Genomic DNA, 26,010 nt, shown 5'->3' with positions numbered 1-26,010 from the left:
TTTTAAGGTCCCGCCGCGAAATCTCTTTAATAATACTTCCTGGCAAAAAGATACCAGAAGTCCTGTTAGAATTGGACGAGACACAAATGGTAAACCCTTGTTTTTATGTCAAGCTCTTTATCGAGGTAGTAAGCAACCAGGTAAAACGTGGCCAGGCTATAATCGCTGCAATATTTCATATGCCGGTCAAGAGGTTGTTCTAAATATTTTCCAAGTATTAGGAAATGGTAGAGTGAATCAACATGCGCATGCTCATAATCCTAACAACCACTCTCATGGCCCTACATCAAGCCAAGTGATAGTTACTGAATATTAATTAGAACGTTTATAATGGTAAAATGTCATATCATATAGATTTTTCTCATCGTGCGGTCGGTATTGTGTCTGCATACAATGCCAGGCCGCTAAATCGAATTTAGGAAAAAAGACATCTGCGTTAAACTGATGATGAATTACCGTTAAATAAATTTGACTAGCTAAAGGTAAGAATTGTTCAAAAATAGTTGCCCCGCCAATAATCATTATTTCGGATGCCTTACCTGCTAAATCAATCGCATGTTCTAATGAACGAGCAATATCCGCCCCTTCAATTTGTAAATCCTGTGTAGTCAATACAATGTTTTGGCGTCCTGGCAAAGGTTTTCCAATGGATTGGTAAGTTTTTTTACCCATTACAATAGGTTTACCCATCGTTAACTGTTTGAAATTTTTTAAATCAGCTGGCAAATGACAAAGCAATTGATTATCTTTCCCTAGGCCGTAATTTTCATCAATTGCTGCAACTAAACTAAAATTAGACATGCTTCTTAGCCCTTTGTTCTGACATAAATAACGCTGTTTTAACTGCCGCAATTAAGCTCGCAGCATTGGCTTGTCCAGTTCCAGCCAACTCAAGTGCTGTTCCGTGATCAACAGATGTACGAATAATAGGTAAACCCAAAGTAATATTTACCGCTTGGCCAAAGCCGGCATATTTTAATACAGGTAATCCTTGATCATGATACATAGCAACATAGGCATCCACTTTTGTATTTGTATTGTGTGGAACAAACATTGTATCAGCAGGAAAAGGACCTTCTACATTCATTCCTTGTTCTTTCATTTTGTCTAGAGTAGGAATAATAATATCTAATTCCTCACGCCCTAAATATCCTCCCTCACCTGCATGTGGATTTAAACCTGCAACCCAGATACGTGGGTTTTCAATACCAAAATCTTTTTTTAAAGATTCTTGTAATTGCTGTAAAACATTATAAAGGAGGTGTTTAGTTACTGCCTTAGGAACTTCGTTGAGTGGTAAATGTGTCGTTACCAGCGCAACTTTCATTGCAGGGCAAGCTAACATCATAACAACTGTTTCTATATTGCAATAATTAGCAAAGAATTCAGTATGGCCTGTAAAAGGAATACCAGCATCATTAATAACTGCCTTATGGACAGGGGCTGTAACAAGTGCAGAAAATCTATTTTCTAAACAATCTTTTGCGCCTCTAGTTAACATACGGATAACATAGTCAGCATTTGCAGTGTTTAATTTTCCCGCTTCAACGGGTTGATTACATGGAATTGAAAGGACAACTAAACTATTTGGCTTAGTACTAAAATTAGTAGACTCGACATAATCAATAAAATTAACAGCTAATTGCAGTTTTTCAGCTCGCTCTTGCAACAATTTTTTATCAGCTAAGATAACAATAGGCAAATTAAGCTTAGCAAGAGCAAGACAAATATCTGGGCCAATACCTGCGGGTTCACCACTGCTTATCAACAGTGGTTTTATCACGCTAATTCCTTATCAAGAATTTTAACGTAAGCATTCGTTCTTAAATGTTGTTGCCAGTTTTGAACAGCTTCACTAAATTTACGTTGCTGTAAAAATTGCATGACTTGCTGGCGTTGGAAAGTAGCGGAATCATCAACACGTTTACGTTCAAGAACTTCAATAATATGCCAGCCAAACATGGATTTAACAGGCTTACTAATTTTATGCAATGGTAAAGAGTTCATTGCCTTTTCAAATTGCGGTACTAGCTCTCCTGTATTAACCCACCCTAAGTCGCCACCTTTTGTGGCACTGACTATATCAAGCGAATATTGTTTAGCCATTTCTGCAAAGTTCTTTCCTGATTTTAATTGCTGGTAAATATTATTAGCTTGACGTTTTGCTTCTTCTGCAGTCATGCGGTTATCGGGCTTTATTAAAATATGACGAACATGAGTTTTTATAACCTCATGTTTTTCATCTTTACCTCCAACAGCAATTAGTTTAATGATTTGGTATCCATTGCCTGCTCGTAATGGACCTGCAACTTGGCCAGGCTTCATTTTTATTACTTCTTTAGCAAAAAGCTCAGGTAATTGTGCCAAATATCTATCACCTAAATCATTACTTTCTAAAATAAATCCATTATTTGATTCTTCTGTAGCAACATTATTAAACTCAGCACCTTTTTGTAATTTAGCTAAGACTTGATTAGCTTTCTCTTGCGCTTTTTTAAGCTCAGCAGAGGTAGGCTCTTCTGGTAAAGGAATAATCATATTTTGTAAGTGATAAGTAAATTTGGTTTTATCCTGATAAGCACCTGACTTTAAGTAATTCTCAACTTGCTCCGGCGTCACTTTAACATCTTTTCCAACAGCTTTTTGCTGAAGGCGCGCCATAATAATTTCTTTACGTAGATTTTCACGATATCGTTGCCAAGTTAGACCTTGTTGCTGTAACGCTTCTCGTAATTGAGATAAAGACAAGTTATTTTGTTCAGCAATCTTAGCAATTGCATCATTTAACTCAGCATTGTCAACAGTAATATTATGCTGTTTTGCCAACTGTAACTGCAGATCAGTATTAATTAAGTGCTGGAGAACTTGTTTTTTTAAAACCCTTTCAGAGGGAAGTTCTACCTTTTGGGCAAGTATTTGTTGACGAAGGGTTTCTACTTGAGTATTTAACTCACTTGCAGTAATAACACTATCATTTACTATCGCAACAACACGATCTAAAGGTTCAGCAAACGTAAATGCAGGTAACAACAGTAGCAAAAATGCAATACGCTTTAGCATGCGATATTCCTCATTTTGTTTTAGAGCGGCAATTTAGGCGATTTATACCCAAAATACAAGCAAATTGACTTTAAGGGTATAAATTCCTAGCAACCTTATACCTTAGACCTCTTTTCAAATTGGCAGTGATGAGACAAGGTCGGTCAAGAAAAAAGCCTGAAAAAGCGCAGTGTACATGAAGTACATGAGCATTTTGAAGACTTTTTTCCGCCGAGATTGGCCATCAAGGCCAATTTGGAAAGAGGTCTCTTAAATAGCTAGCGATGAAAACTATCTACATAACTTGGCAAAAATGTACGAATAATAGTACTTGGTCCACTATTACCCAATGAGCCTAGCCCTTTTAGTAATACTTGGAAATAAATATTATTATTATAACGTGGCGAAGATCGTTGATTTAAATCTTTAAATGTTCTTCCCCCCATTACTCTTACTGCCCAACAACAGCTATCATATTGGATACCCAAGAAGGACATCATTTCATAGCCTTTACTAATATTAAAATTATAAGCCCCCAAAGTACTCCATTTTTCATTAAAAGGCCAGGCGTAAGCGAAAGTAACTTGATGTAGCGGATTAACATCAAAAATATTATTAATATAAGTAATATCACCATTAACTAAGTAGGTATAACCTAAGCTTACTAATTCATTAGGCCCAGGTTGATAAGAAAGATCAAGATGGCCATTATTAGTAGAATGCGTATTAACATCCCATACATAATCACCAATAAAAGTGACAGCAGGATTAAAATTATATGAAAAACGCGAAGCAATGGGTGACTTATGAGGAAATGGTGAGACATATCCTAAAGCTAGCGGATCATCATAACAATTTTCTAATAAGCTACGACATAATTGGACTCTTCGTTCTGAAAGATAATAACTTTGTCCTATTGAAAATTGTGCTTTTTCCGTGCCAGTCACATCGGATATCCAACGTGTCGTTATTGCATAAGAGAATTGATTTGCGTCACCAATTCGATCAAAACCCGAAAAACGGTTTACACGAAATAATTGATCAAAATTAAATATAGGATAAGCTGAATCATAAACAGGAATTCTTCTTTGATTATGATAAGGCACATACAAATAAAAAAGCCGGGGCTCTAGTGTTTGATTAAACCCTTCACCCATAATTTGAGTAGGCCTATCAAAGAATAAACCGCTATCAAGGCTGTAACGTGGAATGGTATTACTATAATGTGAATTAGGCAATGGGTCATTATGTCTAACATCATAAGCATTCTGCACTACTTCGAAACTAGGGGTGAAATATCCCCAAGGCTGTGTTTGAGGTAGGGATAAAACTGGATTTAAATAGTAACGTGGTCCTTCTGGCGGATTGGTTAAGTTATTAGGCCAACGAAAATTATCGTATTGTCCCAATAGAAAAAAATTCCCATTTAAAGGTAAATCGTCATAAAACCCATTTGCTGACAGTTGAGGTAAGCGCTGATAAATATCGCTTACCGGTGTTAAATTAATTGGTTGTAAGGTTTGATAAGATTGTAATAAACCTCGAAAAAGCCAATTATCAAGCTTATAAGCCAATTCTGCCTCGCGCACGAGCTGCCTTTCTGTAAGTACAGCTAAGTTGCTACTAAAATCTTGTAAATAGTAATCATCGGAAACTTGTTGTGCATTAACACGTAATTTCAAGTTTGGCGTAAAATATGTCAAATCTTGAAATTGGAGTGACCACCTATTTTTTGAAGATCCTTGCAGTTGGGGAAAACTAACTTCATTATTACGAATAAAGTTAATATAGGCTCGATCATGCGGTAAAAAACTGGCATAAATATTTCCTACCGAGCTTGCTGTTAAATAACGAAATTGTTCTCCCAGCATAACACCGCGTTTTGTATATAAATGAGGGTAAAAGGTTGCATCATAATTTGGGGCAATATTCCAATAATAAGGAATAGAAAAATCAAACCCTCCGACATTTGAATTACCAAAAGTAGGCCATAAAAAACCTGATTTTCTTTCCTTAGACGTTGGAAAACTTATATATGGCGTATAAAGGACAGGAATATCGCCAATTAATAAACGTGCATCACGTGCTACTCCAACGGAATTAGCATCGTCTAAATTTATTTTTCGCGCTTCTAAATGCCAAGCATTATCTTGCGGTGCACAAGTACTATAAGTAGCTTTCGCTAGAAAATAATCTTTATTTGGAAAGCGCTCAATTAAGCCAGCTCGCCCCCATGCCGGCAATGCCGAACCACGACGAACTGAATTAAAGCGATATAATACATCTTCCGCCGTCCCTGCTTTTGTTTGTGGATTTATGGTGACTTTTCTAGCAATCATTAAGCGGCCTGGCTCTTGATATCTAACTGAGCCAAGTAATTCAATATTGGTTACCTGATTAGTTTTAGTATCTCGATAAATATAAGCTGTTTGAGCATTAAGTATTCTCGTGGTTTGCCTTACTTCAATATTACCCTTTAGCTCAGAACGACCAGCATTATAAAGTGACATTGTATTAGCAAATATCTGAACTTCATCCTCTCTATCTAGAGGTTGCACATCAAGTGGTAGATAGCTACCTTGACATCTAGAATAAGAAGGACCCTCTTGCCACCCTAAGCAGTGGGCAAAATTAGCGCGTATAGCACTATTTAGATAAGTATCTCGTGGTAGTACACAAGCCTCTATTGGTTCTATTAATACCTCTGACGCACTTGCATTTTTAAAATAGAGACTCGCTAGACTTAAAATACCTACAAATGTAACTGTAAAAAGAATACAATTTAGCCTCTTTCTGTTTGTTTTTAGAAGGGTAAACCTAAAAGCCATAGTCATATCATTAAATACCTGTAAGCACAGTGTGCTTGATAATTTGTCATATCCATAATTACCCTTTAAACAAAAAAGGTTAGGGAGTATAGCATGCATAGCCGCCAAAACGCACTGAGCAATTGGTTAACACAAGTCCTTGGTTCCAATGAATTTTCTTTATTCCTTTTAACCGGCGATGCTAGTTTTAGGCAATATTATCGTCTAAATTTTAAAGGTAATAGCTACATTATTATGGATGCCCCACCGGGCAAAGAAAATTTAAAATCCTTTATTGAAATTGCCGATTTTTTTCGTGCCCATGGATTACTAACACCGAAAGTTTATGCTGTCAATGACTTAGATGGCTTTGCTCTTCTAGATGATTTTGGTGACACCCTATTCTTAAGTCAATTATCTACTGATACGGCAGATTTTTTATATAAATCTGCAATCGAAACATTATTGGTATTGCAGCAATGTCCTCTTAAAAGTACATATCAATTTCCCCATTTTGATCGAAACTTTATGTTGGGTGAATTAAATTTATTTACTGAATGGTTTTTAAATGCCTATTTAAAATTAACACTTACCCCAGAAGAAAAAAATTTAATTGACACTACTTTTAATTGGTTAATAACTGAAATTGAAAAACAGCCTAAAGTAATTATTCATCGTGATTATCATTCAAGAAATATTATGCTTCCAGGCGCAGCATTTAACCATCAATTAGCTCTTATTGATTTTCAAGATGCAATGCAAGGACCTATCACCTATGATTTAGTGTCACTGCTTAAAGACTGTTATATTCAGTGGCCTCCTGAACAAATAAGTCAATGGCTAACCGTTTTTTATGAGCAATCGCCTAAGTTAAAACACTGGAATTTTTCTTCTTTTGTTCGTGCTTTTGATGTATGTGGGATACAACGTCATTTAAAAATCCTAGGTATTTTTTGTCGTTTATATTTGCGTGATAAAAAACCTAATTATCTAGGTGATCTGCCGCTTACTTTACATTATTTAACTGCTTGTTTAGAAAGTTATAAAGAGCTTGAAGCATTCTATTACTTTTTACAAAAAAGGATTCGACTACCATGAAAACTGCAATGATTTTAGCTGCAGGTCGAGGGGAACGACTTAAACCAATAACAAATTTCATTCCTAAAGCAATGTGCCAGATTTATGGGAAACCTTTAATAGAACATCATATAATTAATTTAGCTCGCTCAGGCTTTAATCGTATTATTATTAATCATGCTTATTTAGGGGGGCAGATACGGCAGCATCTTGGCAATGGTAAACGATGGAATATTGAAATTTGCTACTCTCCTGAACCACCGGGAGGTTTGGAAACTGGGGGTGGCCTTGTTAATGCATTACCTCTTCTAGGCCAAGAACCATTTTTAGTTGTTAATGGAGACATTTATACTGATTTCGATTTTACTACCCTAAATTGTTTACCTAATTTTTTAGCGCATGTAATCTTGGTTGCCAATCCTGCCCATAATCCTAAAGGTGACTTTAACTTAGAAAGTTTACGTTTAACAAATGAACGTTGTTATACATTTGCAGGCATTACCTATTATCGGCCTGAGCTATTTCAGCAATGCCCTATCGGCCGTTACTCTATCACTCCTTTACTACGTGAGCTTACCACCCAACAAAAAATAAGTGGCTCAGTTTATGAAGGGGTTTGGGCTGATATTGGCTCACCAAAGCAATTAAATGAGCTTACATCATATACAAAGCATACCACCCCATAATTTATACTATGAAGAAGAGGAAGGCGCGGTAGGCGTTGTGTCGGGTTCAGGTTTATCTGCCTCCGCCGTAGGAGCGGCTTCAGCTGCCGTAGGCGCTGGCGATCTTGTTTCTGGTGCCGGCGTACTAACTGGCTCAGCAGGCTGCTCAACAACTGGAGCTTGTTCGGGATAAGCATGCTGTTGAACTGATGCTTTTAAATTCTGATGTGGCGTATGAGCCTTAAATTTATCATTTAGAAAAGGAGCAAATCCATTATCCCTATCAGCAATCAGTTGTCTGACTCTCTCAGCATTTGCCTTAGTTGGCTGGCCATTTTTATCTTCCTTTATTCGCCCATTTCTATCTGCCTCGTAAATGACACTATCTTGGCTGACCATTTCATTTTCAGCAAGCCAACTATTAAACAAAGTATCCATAGCTGTTGCTGTTTTAGCGTCTAGCGGTTTTTCATTTAAAGAAAAGGCTCGTAATAGCTGCGCGTCATCACTTATAGCAAAATCCATATTTAGTTGGCCATCTGCTAATGACGGGCTCACTTCATCTAAAAGAGCAACAGCCATATTATGTTGGGCATTTTCAAAGTCAGTTTTAATATCATCAGGTCTACCTGTCCAGGGATCTGAACTTTTTCCATATCTTATCGATACATTTTCTGCAAATTGCCTTACTCTTTCCCATACTTCATTACTTGCCTCAATCTTTACCTTACTAAATGTTTCAGACAAACGCTCACATAAATATTTAGCTGCTTCTGGTGATAAACTTGCTACTTCAAGAGCTTTTAGTATAGCGTCTTTATTAGGTGCCTGGAGATAAGCGCTCATATGAATTACCTGACAAAATTATTAAAATATAATTGCTATTTTTAGCTGTAATTTTAATCAAAAAAATTAATATTTAAAAACATATTTCAATATTATAACAAAATGGTGTCCTTTGTAGGACACCATTTCAAAAATTTAGCTGTTAAAAAAATGTAAATTAATCTAGGGGATTTACTAAAGAATCCGTAACAGACTTAAAGGTTTTTGCTTTCATAGAATCAGCTTTAAATTCATCAACTTGAATAGCATCCCATCTAGCGCGCTCAACCGCAACTATTGCATCCATTTCTTGTTGACTAAGTTCGCCTTTACTAACTTTCTCAGCTAATTTAGATTTTAGGTTTGCAAATGAGTAGCGTTTTAAGTCACTTACCTTAGCGAAAAGATCAGCATTAGTTATTATTAACTGTAATGTATGTTCCATTTTATCAATGGCCTGTGCAGGATCACCACTTAAATAAATCCATTTTTTTAATATGTTGCGATAAGCATTGTTTTTACTCATTAATCGAGCTAAGCCATGATCAAGGCGATCACGCGGGTAAGCAATAGATTGGCCAAAAGGAAAAGCAAAAAAGCGCATGATGCCACCTAAAATTCGAGAAGGAAAATTATCACAAAATAGTAGCATTGCTTTCTGAGCATTAAATAGACAGTAAGTAACAGCCCATCTGGCATGTATTTCTAAATCAGCATGCTGATTATGATGATTATAAAAACGAAGGGCCGCCATAGCCATATAAAGATAAGACATGGCATCAGCTAAACGTGCTGATAAACGTTCTTTTCGTTTCAAATCACCTCCTAAATAGATTAGCGATAAATCAGCTAACCACGCAAAAGCATGACTTAGACGAGCTATATATTGATAATTTCTTTTTAAAGGATTTGCAGGCGCGCTAATAAAAATTCCGCCTGTCCAAGCTGAGCAAATTGTTTTAGCAAAGTTACGCATAAAATAATAAATATGTTGCCAAATTAGCTTGTCAAATGCTTCCTTATTATTGTGGGAGACAGCATAAAATTCATCTCGAATAAAAGGATGACAAGCCATAGAGCCTTGACCAAAAATAAGTAGATTTCTGGACATAATATTGGCCCCTTCAACTGTAATAGAAATAGGGATACTTACATAATGATTAATAAGATAATTACGGGGCCCTGCAACAACAGCACGGCCTGCATGGATATCCATAGCATTATTAACAGCCATGCGTCCAAACTCTGTATTAAAATATTTAGTAATAGCAGAAGCGACAGAAGGTTTTTTATGTTGATTTACTGCCTCAACGGTTAATAATCTTGTTGCATTAATTAAATAATTTAGGCCCCCTATTTCAGCTAGTTTTTCTTCAATACCTTCAAATTGTCCAATTTCTACATTAAATTGTCGACGAATACGGGCAAAAGCACTCGTTGTAATATAGGATACTGAAGAAGATGCAGCTGCAAGCGCTGGTAGTGAAATCGAGCGGCCTATTGACAGGCATTCAACCAGCATTTGCCAACCCTGCCCTGCTTTTTCTTGTCCACCAATAATTGAACTAATAGGAACAAATATATTTTCCCCTCGCAAAGTACCATTCATAAATGGCTGATCTGCTGGTAGATGTCGATTACCTATTTCTAAATTTTCAGTATCGCGTGGAATTAATAAACAAGTAATCCCCTCTTGGCCAATACCATTTAAGAGACCTTGCGGATCTTTTAAATTCACAGCCAGCCCAATTAAAGTAGCAATAGGGGCTAAAGTAATCCAGCGTTTATTTAAATTGATAGTTAAACCTAAAATTTCTTCTTTATTAATCGTTTTTTTAGTAACAATCGCTTCTGATTGAATTGAGGTTGCATCACTACCGGCACCAGGTTCGGTTAAAGCAAAACAAGGAATATCAATCCCCTTTGCTAAGTTAGGTAAATACCGTGCTTTTTGTTCCTCAGTACCATAATAATGTAACAATTCACCCGGACCCAGTGAATTAGGAACCATTACTGTTACAGCAACTGCTCCTGAACGACTTGCAATTTTCAGAACGATTTCCGAATGGGCACGAGCTGAAAAGCCTTTTCCACCGAATTCTTTAGAAATAACTAAACCCAAAAAGCCATTTTCCTTAATATAAGACCATACTTCTTTAGGTAAATCGCCTTCCTGACCTATCGTCCAATCATCTATCATATGACATAAAGTTTGTGTTTCATTATCTAAAAACGCTTGCTCCTCAGCTGTAAGCTCAGGTAAAGGCAAAGAAAGTTTTGACCAATTAGGCTCGCCTATAAATATATCTTGTTCAAACCAAGTATCGCCTGCATTTAAGGCTTCTTCTTCTGTCTTTGAAAGTTTAGGAATTGATTTAATAGCTCTTTGATATAATTGCTCTGTAATTTGAGCTCGTATTGCAGGCACATACATTATTGCAATAATAGCTAAGATGATGACCCACAAAATTAGAGCAATAATCCAAGGCATGCCAACAATAAAGGTAGCGATTACAAGATAGATAATACTACCTATCTCCCAAGTTGGCGATTTTAGACCATGATAGAGAACTAATAAGGTAAAAACCAAATAAATAAAAAATAAAAGTATGGCCATTTCTACTCTTTCCTTGTCTTAATGCAATAAACAGATCCTACCAGGAAAATTAAGCGCTATATACTCCTGATATATCATCTAAACGATTCTTAATTAATTAATTTTTTCCTAAGTTAGGCAAAATTATCATATTTATAACAGAGTGAACAAATTGCAAATGGAAATTAATTTTTACGTTTTTACCTATAAAACTTGCCTTATTTAAGTAAATACAATAGCGTAAAAAAAGTCTCTCTACGTTGTATTAACTATGAATAAACGACTTGTTTGGAATTTTGAAGTTAACTTAGATAAACCATTTGCTGCAGAACAATTATCAGCAAGAGCGCATGATTTAATCCGTTGGGAAGCTCGATATTTTTGGTCAGAAGACCAGCCAATTACTCTATACCATTTAAATTCTACTATTTTAAGCTTTGTTAATGTTCAAATTAAAGAACGTTATGATAGTTATTATTTATTGCCGCAAATGCATTTAAATATTAAAAAGCGAAGAGAGGAATTATTTTACAAACCCTTATTAGCTCGAAAAGATCATTGCTTTGGCTTCGGAAAGAAAATGAGTTTAAAATCACTTCCAGCTGAACAAGCTCTACCTGGATGTTCCTCTTTAGATGTAGGCGCTTTAGTAAATCTACTTAAGTTACAGGGCACAATTGTTAATGTTGATAAAACAGCGTTAATCTATAAATTTTCCTGTACACCCACAATTAAACTGGAATTATCACGCCTAATAATTAACAAGCAAATTTATTTTAGTGCATCAATAGAGGGTCGTTCATATACGTTAGTATCAAAGCTAAGTCAGCTCTTGCTTAAAGAACAGTTTTCCTGCGACTATGTAACTTTCTTAAATCAACTTAACTATGATCAGTAATTTATTAACTTTAATATTGAGCTTTGGAAAAATTGGACTTATCTCACTTGGTGGAGGTAATTCAATGCTCAAATTAATTGAAGTCGAAGCTGTTGATTATCGCCATTGGATAAGTAACGAAGAATTTATAACTATGCTTGGTTCCAGTTTCTTATTTCCAGGTTTAACGGCTGTAAAATTATCAGCCCTAATTGGTTATAAAGCAGCTGGAATATTAGGCTTAATATTTGCTGTTATTAGTATTAATTTACCTGGTTTAATATTAGCAGCAATCGGTTATCAATTTTTAAATCAGCATAGCGGGCCAACTATTCAGAAGATAATGGTGCCCGTGCAATATGGCGCTTTAGTATTACTAGCTGCTACCGCTTTTTCTGTCGCGCAAGGTATTGTAAATGTTTATTATTCTATACCAATGGTCATTATGAGTATGGTATTTTTTTTAGCTTTAACCTACTTGCAGCTATCGCCATTCTGGGGCTTTATTGCTTTTATTGGTATTTGTTTTTTTCTGGTTCACTAGCCTTCTTTCCTAAGTGGCAATAATGAGAAAAAGGGCTGAAAAAGCATAGTGTAAATGAAGTACATGAGCATCCCAATCTACATGGGGATAGCCTTTAAAGACCTTTTTTCGGCCAAGATTGGCCATTAATGCAGTTTGGAAAGAAGGCTATTAGAGCTCTTGCACCTAATTAAGTAATTGCATTACTCTATAATGAATAGTAATAGTCGATTTAAAGTTTTACCAGTTAACTTAAATTTCCTAACTTTATAATTACTTAGTCTTATTCTCAAAATAAGTTAGCATTGGAGAATGATAATTGAAAGTAGGAAAAGTACCTCAAAATAGGTATTGCATAACCTGGAAAATGGTCACGAATTTAAATTTGGTAATGATCTCACCCATAGACTATTTAAAGATATTGCAGGGAGCATAAATTGACTAATACGCTGGACAATCCAGATTATTTCATTAATCGAGAGTTTACAGCACTAGCATTTAATGAACGTGTCTTACAGCTTGCTAAAGATGAGCGTATTCCTCTATTAGAGAGAGTACGATTTTTATGTATTTGCAGTGGAAATTTAGACGAGTTTTTTGAAATTCGTATGGCTGGCTTAAAGGAAAAGCTGGCACTTGCCGTACCTAAATTTGTTGATGGTATACGGACAAGCGATTTATTTAGTCAACTTAGTAAAAAAGCACATGCTATTACTGATGATATTTACGCCACTTTTAATAAACAATTACTGCCTGCTCTAAGAGCAGAACGTATTTATATGCTCGATGTTGATGAATGGACAGAAGATATTTATTTATGGGCAAGACACTATTTTAAAAACGAGATCTTACCAGTAGTTAGTCCAATTGCCTTAGACTTAGCACATCCTTTTCCCCGCTTATTTAATAAAAGCTTAAATTTTATAATTTCATTACAAGGAAAAGATGCTTTTGACCGAAATATTGATTATGCAGTTATTCACGTCCCTCGTTCTTTGCCTCGAATAATATCTTTACCTTCAGAATTATGTGTAGATGGCGGTAATTATTTAGTTTATCTTTCATCAATTATACAAACATACGTACATCGTTTGTTTCCAGGTATGGAAATAAAGGGCTGTTATCCCTTTCGTTTAACTAGAAACAGTGATCTTTTTTTACGTGAGGAAGAAATTGAAGATTTAGCTGCGGCTGTGCAGCGTGAACTTTTCTCTCGTCATTATGGTCATGTTGTACGCCTAGAAATTGATAAAAGTTGCCCAAAAAAAATTGTAGATTTTCTTTTACAAAAGCATCATCTTCATCATGAAGATGCTTATTATTGTGATGGGCCTGTTAATTTGCAGCGCTACTATAATGCCATTAATCGCCTAGACAGATCTGACTTACTTTATCCTCCCTTTAGAGCTCAATATCCTCCCTCTATTACAAGTAAGCGACAATTATTTAATGTTTTAGATGAGCGAGATATTTTATTACACCATCCCTATCAAAGTTATGAGGTCGTAATTGATTTTGTAAGACAGGCTGCCGCTGATCCGAATGTTTTAGCGATTAAGCAAACACTTTATCGTACTCACTCTGAATCTCAAATGGTTAAGGCGCTTGTTGAAGCTGCACGTTCAGGCAAGGAGGTTACTACAGTTATTGAGCTAAGGGCCCGATTTGATGAGGAATCAAATTTAAGATTAGCAAATCGTTTGCATGACGCAGGCGTGCTGGTCCTATATGGTGTAGTAGGCTATAAAACACATGCGAAAATGACATTAGTTGTTCGACGGACACATGGAAAATTAAAACAATATGTACATTTAGGAACGGGTAATTATCATGAGCAAACATCCAGGCTTTATACTGATTTTGGCTTACTAACGAGTGACCCCAATATTACCTCTGATACGCAAATTATTTTTCAGCAATTAACCGGGTTAGGTAGAACAGTTAAACTGAGAGCTCTTTGCCACTCACCTTTTACATTGCAAAAAGATTTATTAAATCACATGGAAGAATGTATTGAGGCGGCCAAAAAAGGTAAAGAAAGTGAGATTAATATCAAAGTTAATGGTTTAACTGACAAAATTATGATTAAAACTCTCTATAAAGCATCCCAAGCCGGGGTAAAAATTAATTTGATAGTCCGAAGCCTATGCTGTCTCAAACCTAATATAAAAGGTGTCTCTGACAACATACAAGTTATTTCTATTCTAGGACGCTTTTTAGAGCATCATCGAGTCTACTATTTTCTTGCGGATGATAAAGAATATGTCTATTGTTCCAGTGCTGACTTAATGGAACGTAATCTTTACAATCGTATTGAAATTTTATTCCCTATATTAGATGAAGAAAACCGTAAAAGAATTAAAAACGAAATATTTAAAAATTATTTTAAAGACAATAAATTTGCTTGGGAAATGCAGTCAGATGGAAACTATAAAGCGTTCAGAAATGGTCAACATAGCGCTCAAGAAAAATTATTACATTTATATAGCCCCGTAGATGAATAATTAACACCAAAATTAATTAAAATACTAGGCTTGAATATCACAAATAACTGTATGCTATTGCTGTTTAGCATATATAGGTTGTGTACTATTAATTTGACTAATAATAATAGGCGCTAGAAGTTTTTTTGCTAGGAAAATGGAAGCAGATGGATTTAAGTGGCCATAATCGAATGTCACTAATCCTGCTTTTTTATCTTTACCTAAATAAGTTAAGCATCCTTTTGCTGTACAGAAAAAATCAATTAGAGAAATATATTGAATGTCTTGATTATTTGCATAGCGCTGTTTCATTATTTTGTCTGTCCTAAGTGCATTTTTATCAAGGTTGGCAGAAATACGTTTAGGGGTGTTAAACCAAAATTTTTTAGCAATTACTTTATATAAGTATGGTTTCCATTGTGGGACCGGCCCTAATATTAAAACCTGCGAAACACCTAGCTCCTTTAATTTTGCAGAGAACAAAGGTATATCATCATTTACTTCATGCCCTTGAATTTGGGCAATAATAACTGTATGGGGTCTCTCCCTTTTAATAACTTCGAGTGCAAACTGATTAGAATAATCGCAGTAATTATTAGAATTTACTTTAGAAACTAAACGAGGAAGACATGCAGAAGACGCTACCTGAAGGATGCTAATGTCCTTGGGTAAAATAGAGGATAATCCATAATAAAGTTGCTGCGCATGTGAGTCTCCCCAAATAAATATACTCTTATTAGTTTTTGGATTATAACAGTTTGGATCAATTGACTTTTTAAAATTCGTCTGATTTGAAGAATTTGGGATATTATAGAAATCGCACTCTGTTCTATATTTTTTAAATATATCATGATAGGTTATATATTGTAGTTGAGGTGGCGTGTTATCAAAAAAATCTAAAAATTCTGTTCGATCGGTTAATCTAAATTTAAAACCATTATTAATGTAAGTACTGTAACCTATTACTCCAATTAAGAATAAAAAGCTAAGTAAACCAAGCGCAATTTTATTGCTTTTATGAAACCGCAGTGGTTTCTCAATGATAATATAAGTTAACCATGCAAGCAGAATGCTCAGAAAAACCAAACCAATACGTAATCCCTCCGATAACTTTACTTCTACAATAATATGGGCTAGTGAAAGTAGTGGCCAATGCCATAAATACAAAGGAAAACTAATTAACCCAAACCATATTAATATTCTATGTGATAAAATAGTTTGATTGACCCAAGCCTGAGGGCCAGCTGCAATAATAAGTAATGCACCTAGAGTGGGTACTAGTGCCCACCATCCGGGAAAAATGATTCTATCGTTAAGAAAAAAAAGTGAGCCTAATAAAAGGGTAAAACCCAAAATAGATTGTATGTCTTTTAATTTTTTAAATTTAGATGTCAATAAAACTTGATTTAATAATAAATTTGCTATAGGGGGAATTTTATTAAAATAGATAACAACATAAGCCCAAGCACTACCTACTAACAATTCCCATATTCTTGTGAGGGGTGAATAAAAAACTTGCTCTCCATGATGCTTAATATTAAAGATATTTAAAGCAAAAGAAATCCCTAACAGTAAAGAACAAAGAATAAGTAAATTAAACTTTTTTTTCCAAGCAAACCATAGTAAAAAAGGCCAAGCTATATAAAATTGCTCTTCAATTCCTAAGGACCATAAATGTAATAGTGGTTTAGTATTTGCAGCATTATTAAAGTACCCGACCTCATGACTTAAGATAAAGTTAGAAATAAATATAGAGCCGGCAGCTATATGTTTACCAAGCTGCTTAAATTCATCATTAAGCAAATAAAACCAACTAAATGCATAAATAATGATTAACACGAAAATTAAAGCGGGGAAAATACGTTTAATGCGCCTAATATAAAATTCTTTAAAACTGAAACTCTCTTGTGATAATTGATTTAAAATAATTTGACTAATTAAAAATCCAGAGATAACAAAAAAAATATCAACACCTATAAAGCCACCTTTAAAAAGGTGGGGAAAAGCATGAAAGCCTACCACGGCCAAAACTGCGATAGCCCTTAACCCATCAATATCAGGCCTGTATTTAAAAGTTTGCAACTAATTGGTCCCTAAAAGTCAAATTATTTAAGTGAAATTTTGATACAGCTCTCATATAAATTAAAACCATTCTACTTGAATGTTATTTCGTTTTATCTAGAATTTACTATAACAGCTCTGTGGAAAAGCTCTTTAAGGAACGTTCTACTAATTCAAATATAATGACATCAGGATGGTAATCTTTAACTAATTCACTAAACTTTGTATTCCTATTATAAACATGAACTCGTACAGAACTGTGAAAACTATTATGTAGAAAAAACATTAAGGCGTATGAAAAGCTATCACCTATTACAAGAGAAGTTAAATTATTATTTACTGCTTTATTAATAACCTGATGCGGCTTAATAATAAAATTATCAACAATATTAAAAGGTTCTACTTTTTTAAGTCCCGTTTCGCCTTTTTCCCATAGATTTATAGCTAAATTAGAAGTATCGGGGGTAGGAGAGTTTGACTCGCAACTATCTATTTGTAAGAAACTAGCTAAATCGCCAGATTTATATTTCTTAGGTATAAAACCATAATTTATTTTATCAATTTTTATACCCAGTTTATTGAGGTAATTAGCTATAGCTTGGTAAGCAGCATAAGCGCCTAAAAAATTCCAATGACTATCACATTTATAATAAATATCTCCATATTTTTTACCTAAAGTAAGTTTGCTTTGCTGTTCAATTTCTCTTAAATCAATAAAATGAATATTATTTGCTTTTAATTCTTTAGCAATAAGATCATATCGAGTAGGGAGGGGGGATTTTTTTATATAAGTGGGTAAGTATTCGGGATAAACAGTATGTTTATCCGGTGCAATAGTAACTACAAAGAGAATCTTATTCTCTTTGGCAATTGCATCCATCTTCTTAAATTGAGCTAACGTATTGGCTATCTCTTCACTTGTAGGTGGTTTTTTACCATTATATTGATCTAAGGCTAAATTATAAGCATTACCTAGAAAAAGCCAGCCATTTTTACCAATAATAGTTTCTCTCGGTTTAGAGCTAATTGATAAAGAGTAATTTAGATGGCTCCATAATTTACTAAGAGGTGTTATTAGCAATGCCTGATCAGCAAACCAACCTTCTATCCCCTTAAAGTTAGTTTTTCCTAGCCGTTTAATATTAATACCAGGGAAATTATTAGGCTCTCGATTTAGCATGGTTCGAATTTGCTCAGGATCTTTTTTAATAAATAAGCCTATACTTGGGGCAAAAATAAATATTATAAAAGTTAGAATTAGTATTTTATCTGTTATTTTCATAGAAAATTTATATTTTTAAAATTTAAAATAGAGAAATGGATTATAAGAATTATTACTTAACGACAAGGTCGCTATAAATAAGATTATTAAAGCCATAAAGATACTTAGTTGTCTATAACTCACAATCCACTTTTTATATTGTTTAGCAACTAAAAAATCTTTTATTTTTTCTGTTGTGCCAAATGCTAATAAAGCACCTATAAAATAAATTAACATTAACATCTGATTTAATGATTCTTCTATGACTGTAAGACTCAAATCATTAGTAAAAAACATAACTTTAAGAAAGGAAAAGGCTTGACCTATTTGTTCCTCTCTAAAAAATACCCAGCCTATTGTTACAATCACCAATACATAAGCATGCCGTAGAAACTTAGGTAAATGACTAAGAAAAACACCAAAAGAAGTTCTTTCTAAAACTAGAAATAATCCATGAAAAAGACCCCAAAAAATAAAGGTATAACTTGCTCCATGCCAAAAGCCACATAAGCCAAAAACAAGCAATAAGTTTAAATAGGTGCGCATTTTTGATTTACGATTTCCGCCAAGCGGAATATACACATAATCTCTAAACCAACTTGATAAAGAAATATGCCATTTACGCCAAAATTCTTGAATAGATAACGCATTATAAGGAAATCTAAAATTTTCTTTATATCTAAAACCAAACATAAGGCCAATCCCAATTGCCATATCAGAATAGCCAGAAAAATCAAAGTAAATTTGGAGAGTGTAGGCAATAGCACCTAGCCAAGCTATGCCAAATGTTAAATCCATTGTTGGTAAGTTAAAAACTATATCTGCAATTCTGCCAACTTCATTAGCAATAAGGACTTTTTTACCCAATCCGAAACAAAACCGTAGGATGCCATTACGAAAACCAGCTAAAGTAATATAACGTCGATAAAAAGAATGCCTAATATCACAGTAGCGCACAATAGGACCAGCAACTAACTGGGGAAACAAAGATACATAACCAACAAAATTAATAAAATTTCTTTCAGCTGGAAATTTTTTCCAATAAACATCAATGACATAGCTTAACGAATGGAAAGTATAAAAGCTAATACCAAGAGGCAAGGCAATTTTGCCAAAATTGGTAATATTTAAATTTAAAAATTGATTAGCAGTTGATATAAAAAAATTAAAGTATTTAAAATAAATTAATAAACTTAAAGAAGCAACAATTGAAGTAATCAGATAAAACTTTCGATACTTTTTATCCTGACTATCATTAATTAATATCCCACAGAGATAATTAATAATAATGCAGGCCAACATGATAAAAATATGATCTTTTTCTCCCCAATAGTAAAAAACTAAACTTGATAAGGCTAGTATAAGATTCTGAATTCTTATACGTTTAAGAAAAAGAAAATAACTTAAATTAACACTCGGCAGAAAAAGAAATAAGAATATTAAAGAGGAAAAAACCATCCGATGTTGCCTTTTGATCATCAAACCAGTTAAGAGCTAAAAATAACCAATACCTTTTAGCCCTATTACAAGTCTCTCTAGAGAGAGAGCATAAGCTAGCATAATTTAATTTCATAAGAAAGTAGCTTTTGTAAAATATGCAGTTAGTTTCTTTAAGAAATTATATTTAATTAAAATATTTACAAAAAAGTAATAATTATTTTATGATTTCTATCTAATTATTTTTTAAGCCACTGCTATCAAAAAATATTCTAATTTAAAAGTTATCATTCTCATGTGTACCTATAACGGCGAACGTTATTTGGTTGAGCAACTTAATTCTATTGTGAACCAAACGCATGATAATTGGGAGCTTTGGATTTCAGACGATAGCTCAACGGACAACACCCTGCATATTATAAGTGACTATCAGCATCGCTATCCTGGTAAGCTTTATCTTTTTAATGGCCCTAAAAAAGGATTTGCAGCTAACTTTCTATCCTTAATCTTTCGAATTGATAAGATTGGTGACTACTTTGCATATGCTGATCAGGATGATATTTGGGATTTATCTAAATTAACTCGGGCACTTAACTGCTTAGAAACCAAACCTCAATCTATTCCTACCCTATATTGTTCTAGAACCAGGCTTATTAATGAACAGGGTCAAGAAATAGGGTTTTCCCCCTTTTTTCATAAAGATTCAGGGTTTCGCAATGCATTAGTTCAGAATATTGGTGGTGGTAATACCATGGTATTTAATTATATTGCCGCTAATCTTATTAAATTAACTAATAAGGACGCTTCGCTAATTGCACATGATTGGTGGACATACTTATTAATTACAGGAGCAGGTGGAGAAACATTTTATGACGCCTATCCTACGGTTAACTATCGGCAACACCAAGCCAATTTAATTGGTGGCAATAGAGGATGGCGGGCACGAATTAATAGAATTAAAAGACTGTTTCAGGGACAATTGAAACTGTGGATTGATAAGAATATTGAAGCATTGCTTCCTCTTGAGGATATTTTAACAAAAGAAAATAGATTGATACTCCACAAATTCATTTCTGCGAGAAATTCTGCCCTTATTTTAAATGTTTTTAAAATAAATCGCATTGGTCTTTATAGGCAAACATCTTTAGGCAATTTAGGTTTATTCGTTGGATCTTTATTTAAAAAACTCTAGAACTATTAAATTAAACCACATCATTTAAAAAACAATTTACTACCTGAAAATTTTTAAATTGTCTTTCGATTTATAAACGTAATAAAGCCGGTAATGGGTAATAATTCTTCCTGTAGGGAACCCTCAAAAAACAGTCATCACTTTTAAGCACGGCATTCCAATTAATTGCCAATTAATGTCTTATTCGCTTTCCCCGGCTCCTCACAAGCTAATTTTGGTACTAAATACCCGGGAAGTTTAGCTTGCAATTGTAAATAAAGCTTCCGTGCTTCTACTAAAGGTAAGTCAAAATGCGCAGCACCTAATACCTTATCTAATAAATGTAAATAATAAGGCAGTATACCGCAATCAAATAAAGACTTACTTAAATTAACTAAGGCATCAATATGATTATTTATTCCCTTTAGAAGCACCGCTTGATTTAGTAAAGTGCAGCCTGCTTGGCTTAACAGCTGGCATACTAATTTGACTTGATTATCTAATTCTTGTGCATGGTTACAATGTAAGACCATGACTTTATGCAAGGATGTGGATTTTAAAATTTTTAATAGATCCTCAGTAATTCGCTCAGGTAGGACAATTGGAATTCGAGTATGAAAGCGTAATATTTTAATATGTTGAATTGTTTCTAACTGCTTAATAAAAGCCTCTAAAACGTTATCAGAAGCTAGTAATGGATCGCCACCACTTAAGATAACCTCATGAATAGTTTTATCTTGCTGAAGATAATCAATCACCTTCTTCCAACCTGCTTGCCCGGGGTTATTATCTTGATAAGGAAAATGTCTTCTAAAACAATAACGACAATTTATGGCACATATACTGGTAAAGGTTAGTAAAACACGACCTTCATACTTATGAATTAAACCAGGTAGGTGGTTACTTTCAGTTTCTTTTAAAGGATCTTCTGTATAGTTTGCAGCCTTATCCATTTCAAAATCAGTAGCTAATACTTGTAATAATAAGGGATCCTGAGGGTTTCTTTTTTGCATACGTGCAGCAAAGCTATAAGGAACTCTAGTTTTAAACTGTTTATCTGCTACAGTGCTAGCAGTTTCAACAGGTAACTCTAGAAATTTAAGTAACTCATGGGAAGAAGTAAAACTTTCAGCCAATATTTTTTTCCAACTCACAAAGGAATCTCGCATTCGTTAGACATACTTGATAAACTGGTGCACTCTATCTAATTTAAAACCAAATCTCAACCGTGGAGCGCTGATGGCCACTTATAGTACTAATGATTTAAAAAACGGTCTAAAAGTTATGGTTGATAATGCCCCCTGTAGCATTATTGATTGTGAATTTGTTAAACCTGGTAAAGGGCAAGCCTTTACTCGCGTTAAAATTCGTAACTTAAAAACTGGCCGTGTGGTCGAACGTACGTTTAAATCAAATGAAACATTACCCTCTGCTGATGTAGCAGATATTGAAATGCAATACTTATATAATGATGGTGAGCAATGGCATTTCATGGTCCAGGACACCTTTGAGCAATATGCTGTGAATAAAGAAATTTTAGCTGATGCTGAACAGTGGTTAAAAGAACAAGATATCTGTGTTGTCACTTTATGGAATAATGAACCTATTCAAGTTACACCACCTAATTTTGTTATTTTAACTATTACCGAAACGGACCCAGGTGTAAGGGGCGACACCTCAGGTGGTGGCGGTAAACCTGCCACATTGGAAACAGGTGCTGTAGTTAGAGTACCCCTATTCGTACAAACAGGCGAATTAATTAAAGTAGATACCCGTAAAGGTGAATACGTTTCTCGTGCTAAAGAATAATATAATGACTAAGTTGACATGTCGTATTTAGGCGAAAGGTTGAATTGGAGCATAAGATGTGCTTAATTTAACCTTTCTTTAAAATTTAAACTCAGAATAAAAAATACTCATTGCTCTTATATGACGTGCTAATTATTCATTTAGTGGCTTCAGTTTTAAACTTTTTCGCTTTACTAATCGCATAATGCATAATTTTTTTTGCAATGTCCTCTTCTGTAGCTAGCTCCATTCCTTTAAAGCCAGGTGATGAATTCGCTTCACAAATCAGATATCCGTCTTGGCCAAATAATAAATCGACCCCAGAAATATCTAGATTAACAATTTTTGTACATTCTAATGCTAACTTAGCAATTTCAGGCGTTATATCAAAAGGTTCTACATTGCCGCCAAGAGAGTAATTAGCTTTAAAACCTGATTTTGAAATACGTTGCATACAACCTACTATTTCTTGCCCTACTACAAATACGCGTAAATCTCTTCCATAACTGTTTGCAATAAACTCTTGAATTACTAGCTGTTGATTAAATTGATTACCTAAAAGTCCCATTAAATCTTGAAAAGACTCAATAGTCTCACACAAACTAACTCCAATACCTCGCGCACTAGTCATATTCTTAATTACCAAAGGGAAGCCAATTTCTTTTTTTATAGTTTCTAACGGAATAGGAAAATTAAGGGTCATTGTTTTAGGAACTGGTAACTGATAATAGGTTAATAATTGCCCAACTCGCATTCTATCTTTTACAGTTTCAATTGCTTTGGACGTATTAATACTACAAACCCCTAATAATTCTAATTGACGAATAACATTAAGCGCATGATAAGAAGTTTCTGCACCTAAACGTGGTATAATAAAATCAGGTAGAGAAGTTTTTTTTCCATCAAGCAAAATTATTTGATCTTTTGGTTTAGCAACAATAAGTTCAAACTGCTCTGGCTTAAACACTTCAAGTTCAATTTGCAGTTTATTTGCAACAGCCAGAAAGCGATTTACACCATGATCATTTGCCGTTAATTCTTGTCTATTTCTTTTATAAAGTATCCAGCCTTTCATGGCCTACCTCGCAAACTGTTGCTACATTAGATGGAAAAGTAATGGTTGTTATTATCTAACTAAACTCTAATATTAATATTTGAAAGCAATATTATTTTGTATAATATCAAGGACTGCAAGGAGAATTAATGGTCTTAAATGGAGTTTACTGAAAATAATTAAAGAAACTTAAGGCTGTTAATAGATTTAAGGATAACCCTTACTAACAATATTGAAATTAATAAGTTAAAGTGCAAAGTTAAGTTAGCTTAAAAAAGCTAACTTAACTTTTTTAGAACCTAAAGCTTTAATTAAAAAAGCTCTAAAAATTACCACTTACGCATATACCAGCCACGTGGGTAAACACTACAATACCCTGAACTACAATTTTGAGCTGGAATGCCTGAATAATAACGTGAAGTCCATTCTGGTTGATAACCATAAAAACCTACTGAATAAATATAATCTCTATTATAACGCTTATTATATATTGATTCAGTAGTTGTACATCCTAGTAGAGTAAGCAATGACACAGCTATAGGTATCATGACTTTTTTCATAAATTTGTCCATCCTTGTTATGTATATAAATTATACGTTAGTATTTATATTTTTACAAAAGGATTGAAATAAAATCTTATCGAACAAATTGAATAATAATAACTTCGGTAAAAAGCTGTGTAATGTAAGAAATAACACATGTTAGAATGCTTGATTTATGACAATAGTAAGTGAAGCGATGTCTTTAAAAGAAGAACTTAAAGCGCTAAACTGCAAAGATTTTGCCAAAGCGATTATTAGTACCACTACAAAACAGCATGGCGAAAACCGACTGCTGCCTTTTAGGCAGTTTGGCAGTGAACAAATTTTGTGCATAATTTTAACCGACAGAGAAATTGCAAAGCAAGTCTTACATTATCTTGATCAGTATATTCCAATCTTTCTCGTTGATGTTGAACAAAAGCAAAATATTAATTTATGGAAAATTGCACAAAATACAATAAAAAAAGGAAAAATTATTCCACATAAGCCAAATGATATTACTGTTGAAGCAACTTATCATTTAGTTAACCAATATTTTAATTATAAATTGGATGAAAAGAAGATCTTAATTTACGGTACTGGCAACATCGCGACTAAATTAGCATTACGCTTAGCAGAGGTAGACACTCAAATCGCTTTAACCGGTAGAGATAAAACTAAAGCCAGACAATTAATTAATGCCTTAAATCTTATTTTACCCTCTTATAATACGCATCAGATAAAGACATTTAGTCAAACAGAAAAGTATGATGTCCTAATTTCTGCAGTTTCAGCAGATCATGTTCTTGACTACTCATATCTTGATTACTTAAAACATAATACTTTTGTTATTGATGTAGGGATTAATAATTTAACACCAAATTTTATTGAAAAGGCGCCTACCAGAAATATTAGTATTATGCGACTTGATGTTAGAATAGCGACACCCATATTACAAGCACATACACAAATTGCAAATTTCCCTTTTTTTAAAAAAACGGCAGGTAACTTAGTATTACAAGGCGTTAGCTGTGTTGCTGGCGGAATCATTGGTAAAGCAGGTGATGTAGTGCTTGACACAGTTTGTCAACCAAAACATATTATTGGAATTGCCAATGGCACAGGCGGATTAAAAAAACATGAAGAATATACAGACTGGGATAAGCACCACCTCACAGTTATCAAAAAAACCTTATGACTATGTTAAACGTGGAATAGATATCCTATTAAGCTTGCTTGCAATTATCTTATTTTTACCCATTTATTTAATTGTGGCTATTTGGATAATGGTTGATGATAGCTTTCCTATTTTATTTCGTCAGAAAAGAGCAGGTTATTTAAACAAGCCTTTTTACATTTATAAATTTCGTACCATGAAATTACAGCAAACAAGTCCTATCACTTATTTCTGGAAAAATGGCGTGCCAGATGATTTTGTCTTTAAACAACCAGCAGATAAGACTTATACTGCAAACTTTACTGGTATAGGCACATTTTTACGCAAATGGAGTTTAGATGAGCTACCGCAATTTTTTAATGTCTTACTTGGCGATATGAGTCTGGTTGGTCCTCGTCCTGAATTAACAGAAATTGCTAATTGTTATAATAAAGAACAAGCTATCCGCCTAAAGGTAAAACCAGGTATTACCGGTTGGGCACAAATTAATGGTCGCAGTCACATCAACCATGGAGAAAAAATAAAACTCGATTTAGACTATGTACAAAATTATAGCTTATGGCTAGATATTAAAATTTTATTTGCAACTTTACTTAAAGTTATATTTAAACAAGGTGCTGTTTAACTTTATGATAATAAGTAAGAACC

22 protein-coding genes (1 of these 22 only partly in view) are annotated in these 26,010 nt (G+C 34.1%); 10 read left to right on the top strand and 12 right to left on the bottom strand.

Features of this window, described 5'->3' with window-relative positions; genetic code table 11:
- Positions 1–316 carry the 3' portion of a DUF3421 domain-containing protein gene (locus DYH30_RS01545; RefSeq protein ID WP_115329884.1) on the top strand. It extends 248 nt beyond the left edge of the window, so the window shows 316 of its 564 coding nt (coding positions 249–564); its start codon lies beyond the left edge, outside the window; the stop codon is at positions 314–316.
- On the opposite strand, the gene DYH30_RS01540 is transcribed toward DYH30_RS01545, so the two are convergent.
- From DYH30_RS01540 to DYH30_RS01525, 4 genes are all read right to left on the bottom strand, one after another.
- The gene (locus DYH30_RS01540; RefSeq protein WP_115329882.1) at positions 313–801 is read right to left on the bottom strand and encodes a dihydrofolate reductase; all 489 of its coding nucleotides are present in this window, start codon (positions 799–801) and stop codon (positions 313–315) included. The two genes, DYH30_RS01545 and DYH30_RS01540, sit on opposite strands and share 4 nt — an antisense overlap.
- Positions 794–1,780, bottom strand: a complete 987-nt coding sequence (gene pdxA, locus DYH30_RS01535) for a 4-hydroxythreonine-4-phosphate dehydrogenase PdxA (RefSeq protein ID WP_115332464.1) — start codon at positions 1,778–1,780, stop codon at positions 794–796. The genes DYH30_RS01540 and pdxA overlap by 8 nt, the downstream gene beginning before the upstream one ends.
- Positions 1,780–3,060 carry a peptidylprolyl isomerase gene (locus tag DYH30_RS01530; RefSeq protein WP_115329880.1) on the bottom strand — a complete coding sequence of 427 codons (1,281 nt, stop codon included), beginning with the start codon at positions 3,058–3,060 and terminating at the stop codon, positions 1,780–1,782. Before DYH30_RS01530 ends, pdxA begins: the two co-directional genes overlap by 1 nt.
- A 257-nt stretch (positions 3,061–3,317) precedes the next feature.
- A complete protein-coding gene (locus DYH30_RS01525; protein ID WP_423202848.1) occupies positions 3,318–5,873 on the bottom strand; it encodes an LPS-assembly protein LptD in 2,556 nt (851 codons plus the stop codon).
- A gap of 87 nt (positions 5,874–5,960) precedes the next feature.
- Here DYH30_RS01525 and DYH30_RS01520 point away from each other — a divergent pair, with 87 nt between their 5' ends.
- The gene (locus DYH30_RS01520; protein ID WP_115329878.1) at positions 5,961–6,944 is read left to right on the top strand and encodes an aminoglycoside phosphotransferase family protein; all 984 of its coding nucleotides are present in this window, start codon (positions 5,961–5,963) and stop codon (positions 6,942–6,944) included.
- On the top strand, positions 6,941–7,609 hold the full coding sequence (murU, locus tag DYH30_RS01515; protein WP_115329876.1) for an N-acetylmuramate alpha-1-phosphate uridylyltransferase MurU: 669 nt from the start codon (positions 6,941–6,943) through the stop codon (positions 7,607–7,609). Before DYH30_RS01520 ends, murU begins: the two co-directional genes overlap by 4 nt.
- Positions 7,610–7,615: 6 nt before the next feature.
- Here the strand turns inward: murU and DYH30_RS01510 are convergent, their stop codons facing one another.
- Together DYH30_RS01510 and DYH30_RS01505 are read right to left on the bottom strand one after the other, a co-directional pair.
- Entirely contained in the window at positions 7,616–8,434 is an 819-nt protein-coding gene (locus tag DYH30_RS01510) for a hypothetical protein (protein ID WP_115329874.1), read from the bottom strand.
- 157 nt (positions 8,435–8,591) lie between these two features.
- Positions 8,592–11,030, bottom strand: a complete 2,439-nt coding sequence (locus DYH30_RS01505) for an acyl-CoA dehydrogenase (RefSeq protein ID WP_115329872.1) — start codon at positions 11,028–11,030, stop codon at positions 8,592–8,594.
- A 250-nt stretch (positions 11,031–11,280) separates the two neighbouring features.
- On the opposite strand from DYH30_RS01505, the gene DYH30_RS01500 reads away from it, so the two are divergent.
- The 3 genes from DYH30_RS01500 (at position 11,281) to ppk1 (ending at position 14,913) form a co-directional block, all read left to right on the top strand.
- Entirely contained in the window at positions 11,281–11,907 is a 627-nt protein-coding gene (locus DYH30_RS01500; RefSeq protein ID WP_115329870.1) for a hypothetical protein, read from the top strand.
- On the top strand, positions 11,897–12,430 hold the full coding sequence (locus DYH30_RS01495; RefSeq protein WP_115329868.1) for a chromate transporter: 534 nt from the start codon (positions 11,897–11,899) through the stop codon (positions 12,428–12,430). Before DYH30_RS01500 ends, DYH30_RS01495 begins: the two co-directional genes overlap by 11 nt.
- Positions 12,431–12,846: 416 nt before the next feature.
- Positions 12,847–14,913: a polyphosphate kinase 1 gene (ppk1, locus tag DYH30_RS01490; protein ID WP_115329865.1), complete on the top strand. Its 2,067-nt coding sequence runs from the start codon at positions 12,847–12,849 to the stop codon at positions 14,911–14,913.
- A gap of 54 nt (positions 14,914–14,967) precedes the next feature.
- Here the strand turns inward: ppk1 and DYH30_RS01485 are convergent, their stop codons facing one another.
- The 3 genes from DYH30_RS01485 to DYH30_RS01475 all read right to left on the bottom strand — a co-directional run bounded on the left by DYH30_RS01485 (position 14,968) and on the right by DYH30_RS01475 (position 19,672).
- Entirely contained in the window at positions 14,968–16,974 is a 2,007-nt protein-coding gene (locus DYH30_RS01485) for an acyltransferase family protein (RefSeq protein WP_115329863.1), read from the bottom strand.
- Between the two features lie 106 nt (positions 16,975–17,080).
- A complete protein-coding gene (locus DYH30_RS01480) occupies positions 17,081–18,235 on the bottom strand; it encodes an alginate O-acetyltransferase AlgX-related protein (RefSeq protein WP_115329861.1) in 1,155 nt (384 codons plus the stop codon).
- A 15-nt stretch (positions 18,236–18,250) separates the two neighbouring features.
- Positions 18,251–19,672, bottom strand: a complete 1,422-nt coding sequence (locus DYH30_RS01475; RefSeq protein WP_115329859.1) for an MBOAT family O-acyltransferase — start codon at positions 19,670–19,672, stop codon at positions 18,251–18,253.
- A 274-nt stretch (positions 19,673–19,946) separates the two neighbouring features.
- Here DYH30_RS01475 and DYH30_RS01470 point away from each other — a divergent pair, with 274 nt between their 5' ends.
- Positions 19,947–20,843: a glycosyltransferase family 2 protein gene (locus DYH30_RS01470; protein ID WP_115329857.1), complete on the top strand. Its 897-nt coding sequence runs from the start codon at positions 19,947–19,949 to the stop codon at positions 20,841–20,843.
- A gap of 161 nt (positions 20,844–21,004) precedes the next feature.
- Here the strand turns inward: DYH30_RS01470 and epmB are convergent, their stop codons facing one another.
- Positions 21,005–21,991 (bottom strand): EF-P beta-lysylation protein EpmB, encoded by a 987-nt coding sequence (epmB, locus tag DYH30_RS01465; RefSeq protein ID WP_115329855.1) that lies wholly within the window; start codon positions 21,989–21,991, stop codon positions 21,005–21,007.
- 70 nt (positions 21,992–22,061) lie between these two features.
- Between epmB and efp the strand changes: the two genes are divergently transcribed.
- The gene (gene efp, locus DYH30_RS01460; RefSeq protein ID WP_115329853.1) at positions 22,062–22,631 is read left to right on the top strand and encodes an elongation factor P; all 570 of its coding nucleotides are present in this window, start codon (positions 22,062–22,064) and stop codon (positions 22,629–22,631) included.
- 136 nt (positions 22,632–22,767) lie between these two features.
- On the opposite strand, the gene DYH30_RS01455 is transcribed toward efp, so the two are convergent.
- Both DYH30_RS01455 and DYH30_RS01450 read right to left on the bottom strand, forming a co-directional pair.
- The gene (locus DYH30_RS01455; RefSeq protein ID WP_115329850.1) at positions 22,768–23,685 is read right to left on the bottom strand and encodes an ATP-grasp domain-containing protein; all 918 of its coding nucleotides are present in this window, start codon (positions 23,683–23,685) and stop codon (positions 22,768–22,770) included.
- A 308-nt stretch (positions 23,686–23,993) separates the two neighbouring features.
- Complete coding sequence (locus DYH30_RS01450) at positions 23,994–24,224, bottom strand: hypothetical protein (RefSeq protein ID WP_115329848.1); 231 nt, start codon at positions 24,222–24,224, stop codon at positions 23,994–23,996.
- Positions 24,225–24,381: 157 nt separating this feature from the next.
- Here DYH30_RS01450 and DYH30_RS01445 point away from each other — a divergent pair, with 157 nt between their 5' ends.
- Together DYH30_RS01445 and DYH30_RS01440 are read left to right on the top strand one after the other, a co-directional pair.
- Entirely contained in the window at positions 24,382–25,383 is a 1,002-nt protein-coding gene (locus tag DYH30_RS01445) for an NAD(P)-binding domain-containing protein (RefSeq protein ID WP_115329846.1), read from the top strand.
- Positions 25,325–25,987 (top strand): sugar transferase, encoded by a 663-nt coding sequence (locus DYH30_RS01440; protein WP_115329844.1) that lies wholly within the window; start codon positions 25,325–25,327, stop codon positions 25,985–25,987. Before DYH30_RS01445 ends, DYH30_RS01440 begins: the two co-directional genes overlap by 59 nt.
- Positions 25,988–26,010: the final 23 nt, after the last annotated feature.

It is taken from the genome of Legionella busanensis, assembly GCF_900461525.1.
Taxonomy (GTDB): Bacteria; Pseudomonadota; Gammaproteobacteria; order Legionellales; family Legionellaceae; genus Legionella_C; species Legionella_C busanensis.
This window is presented reverse-complemented; position numbering and strand designations above follow the sequence as displayed.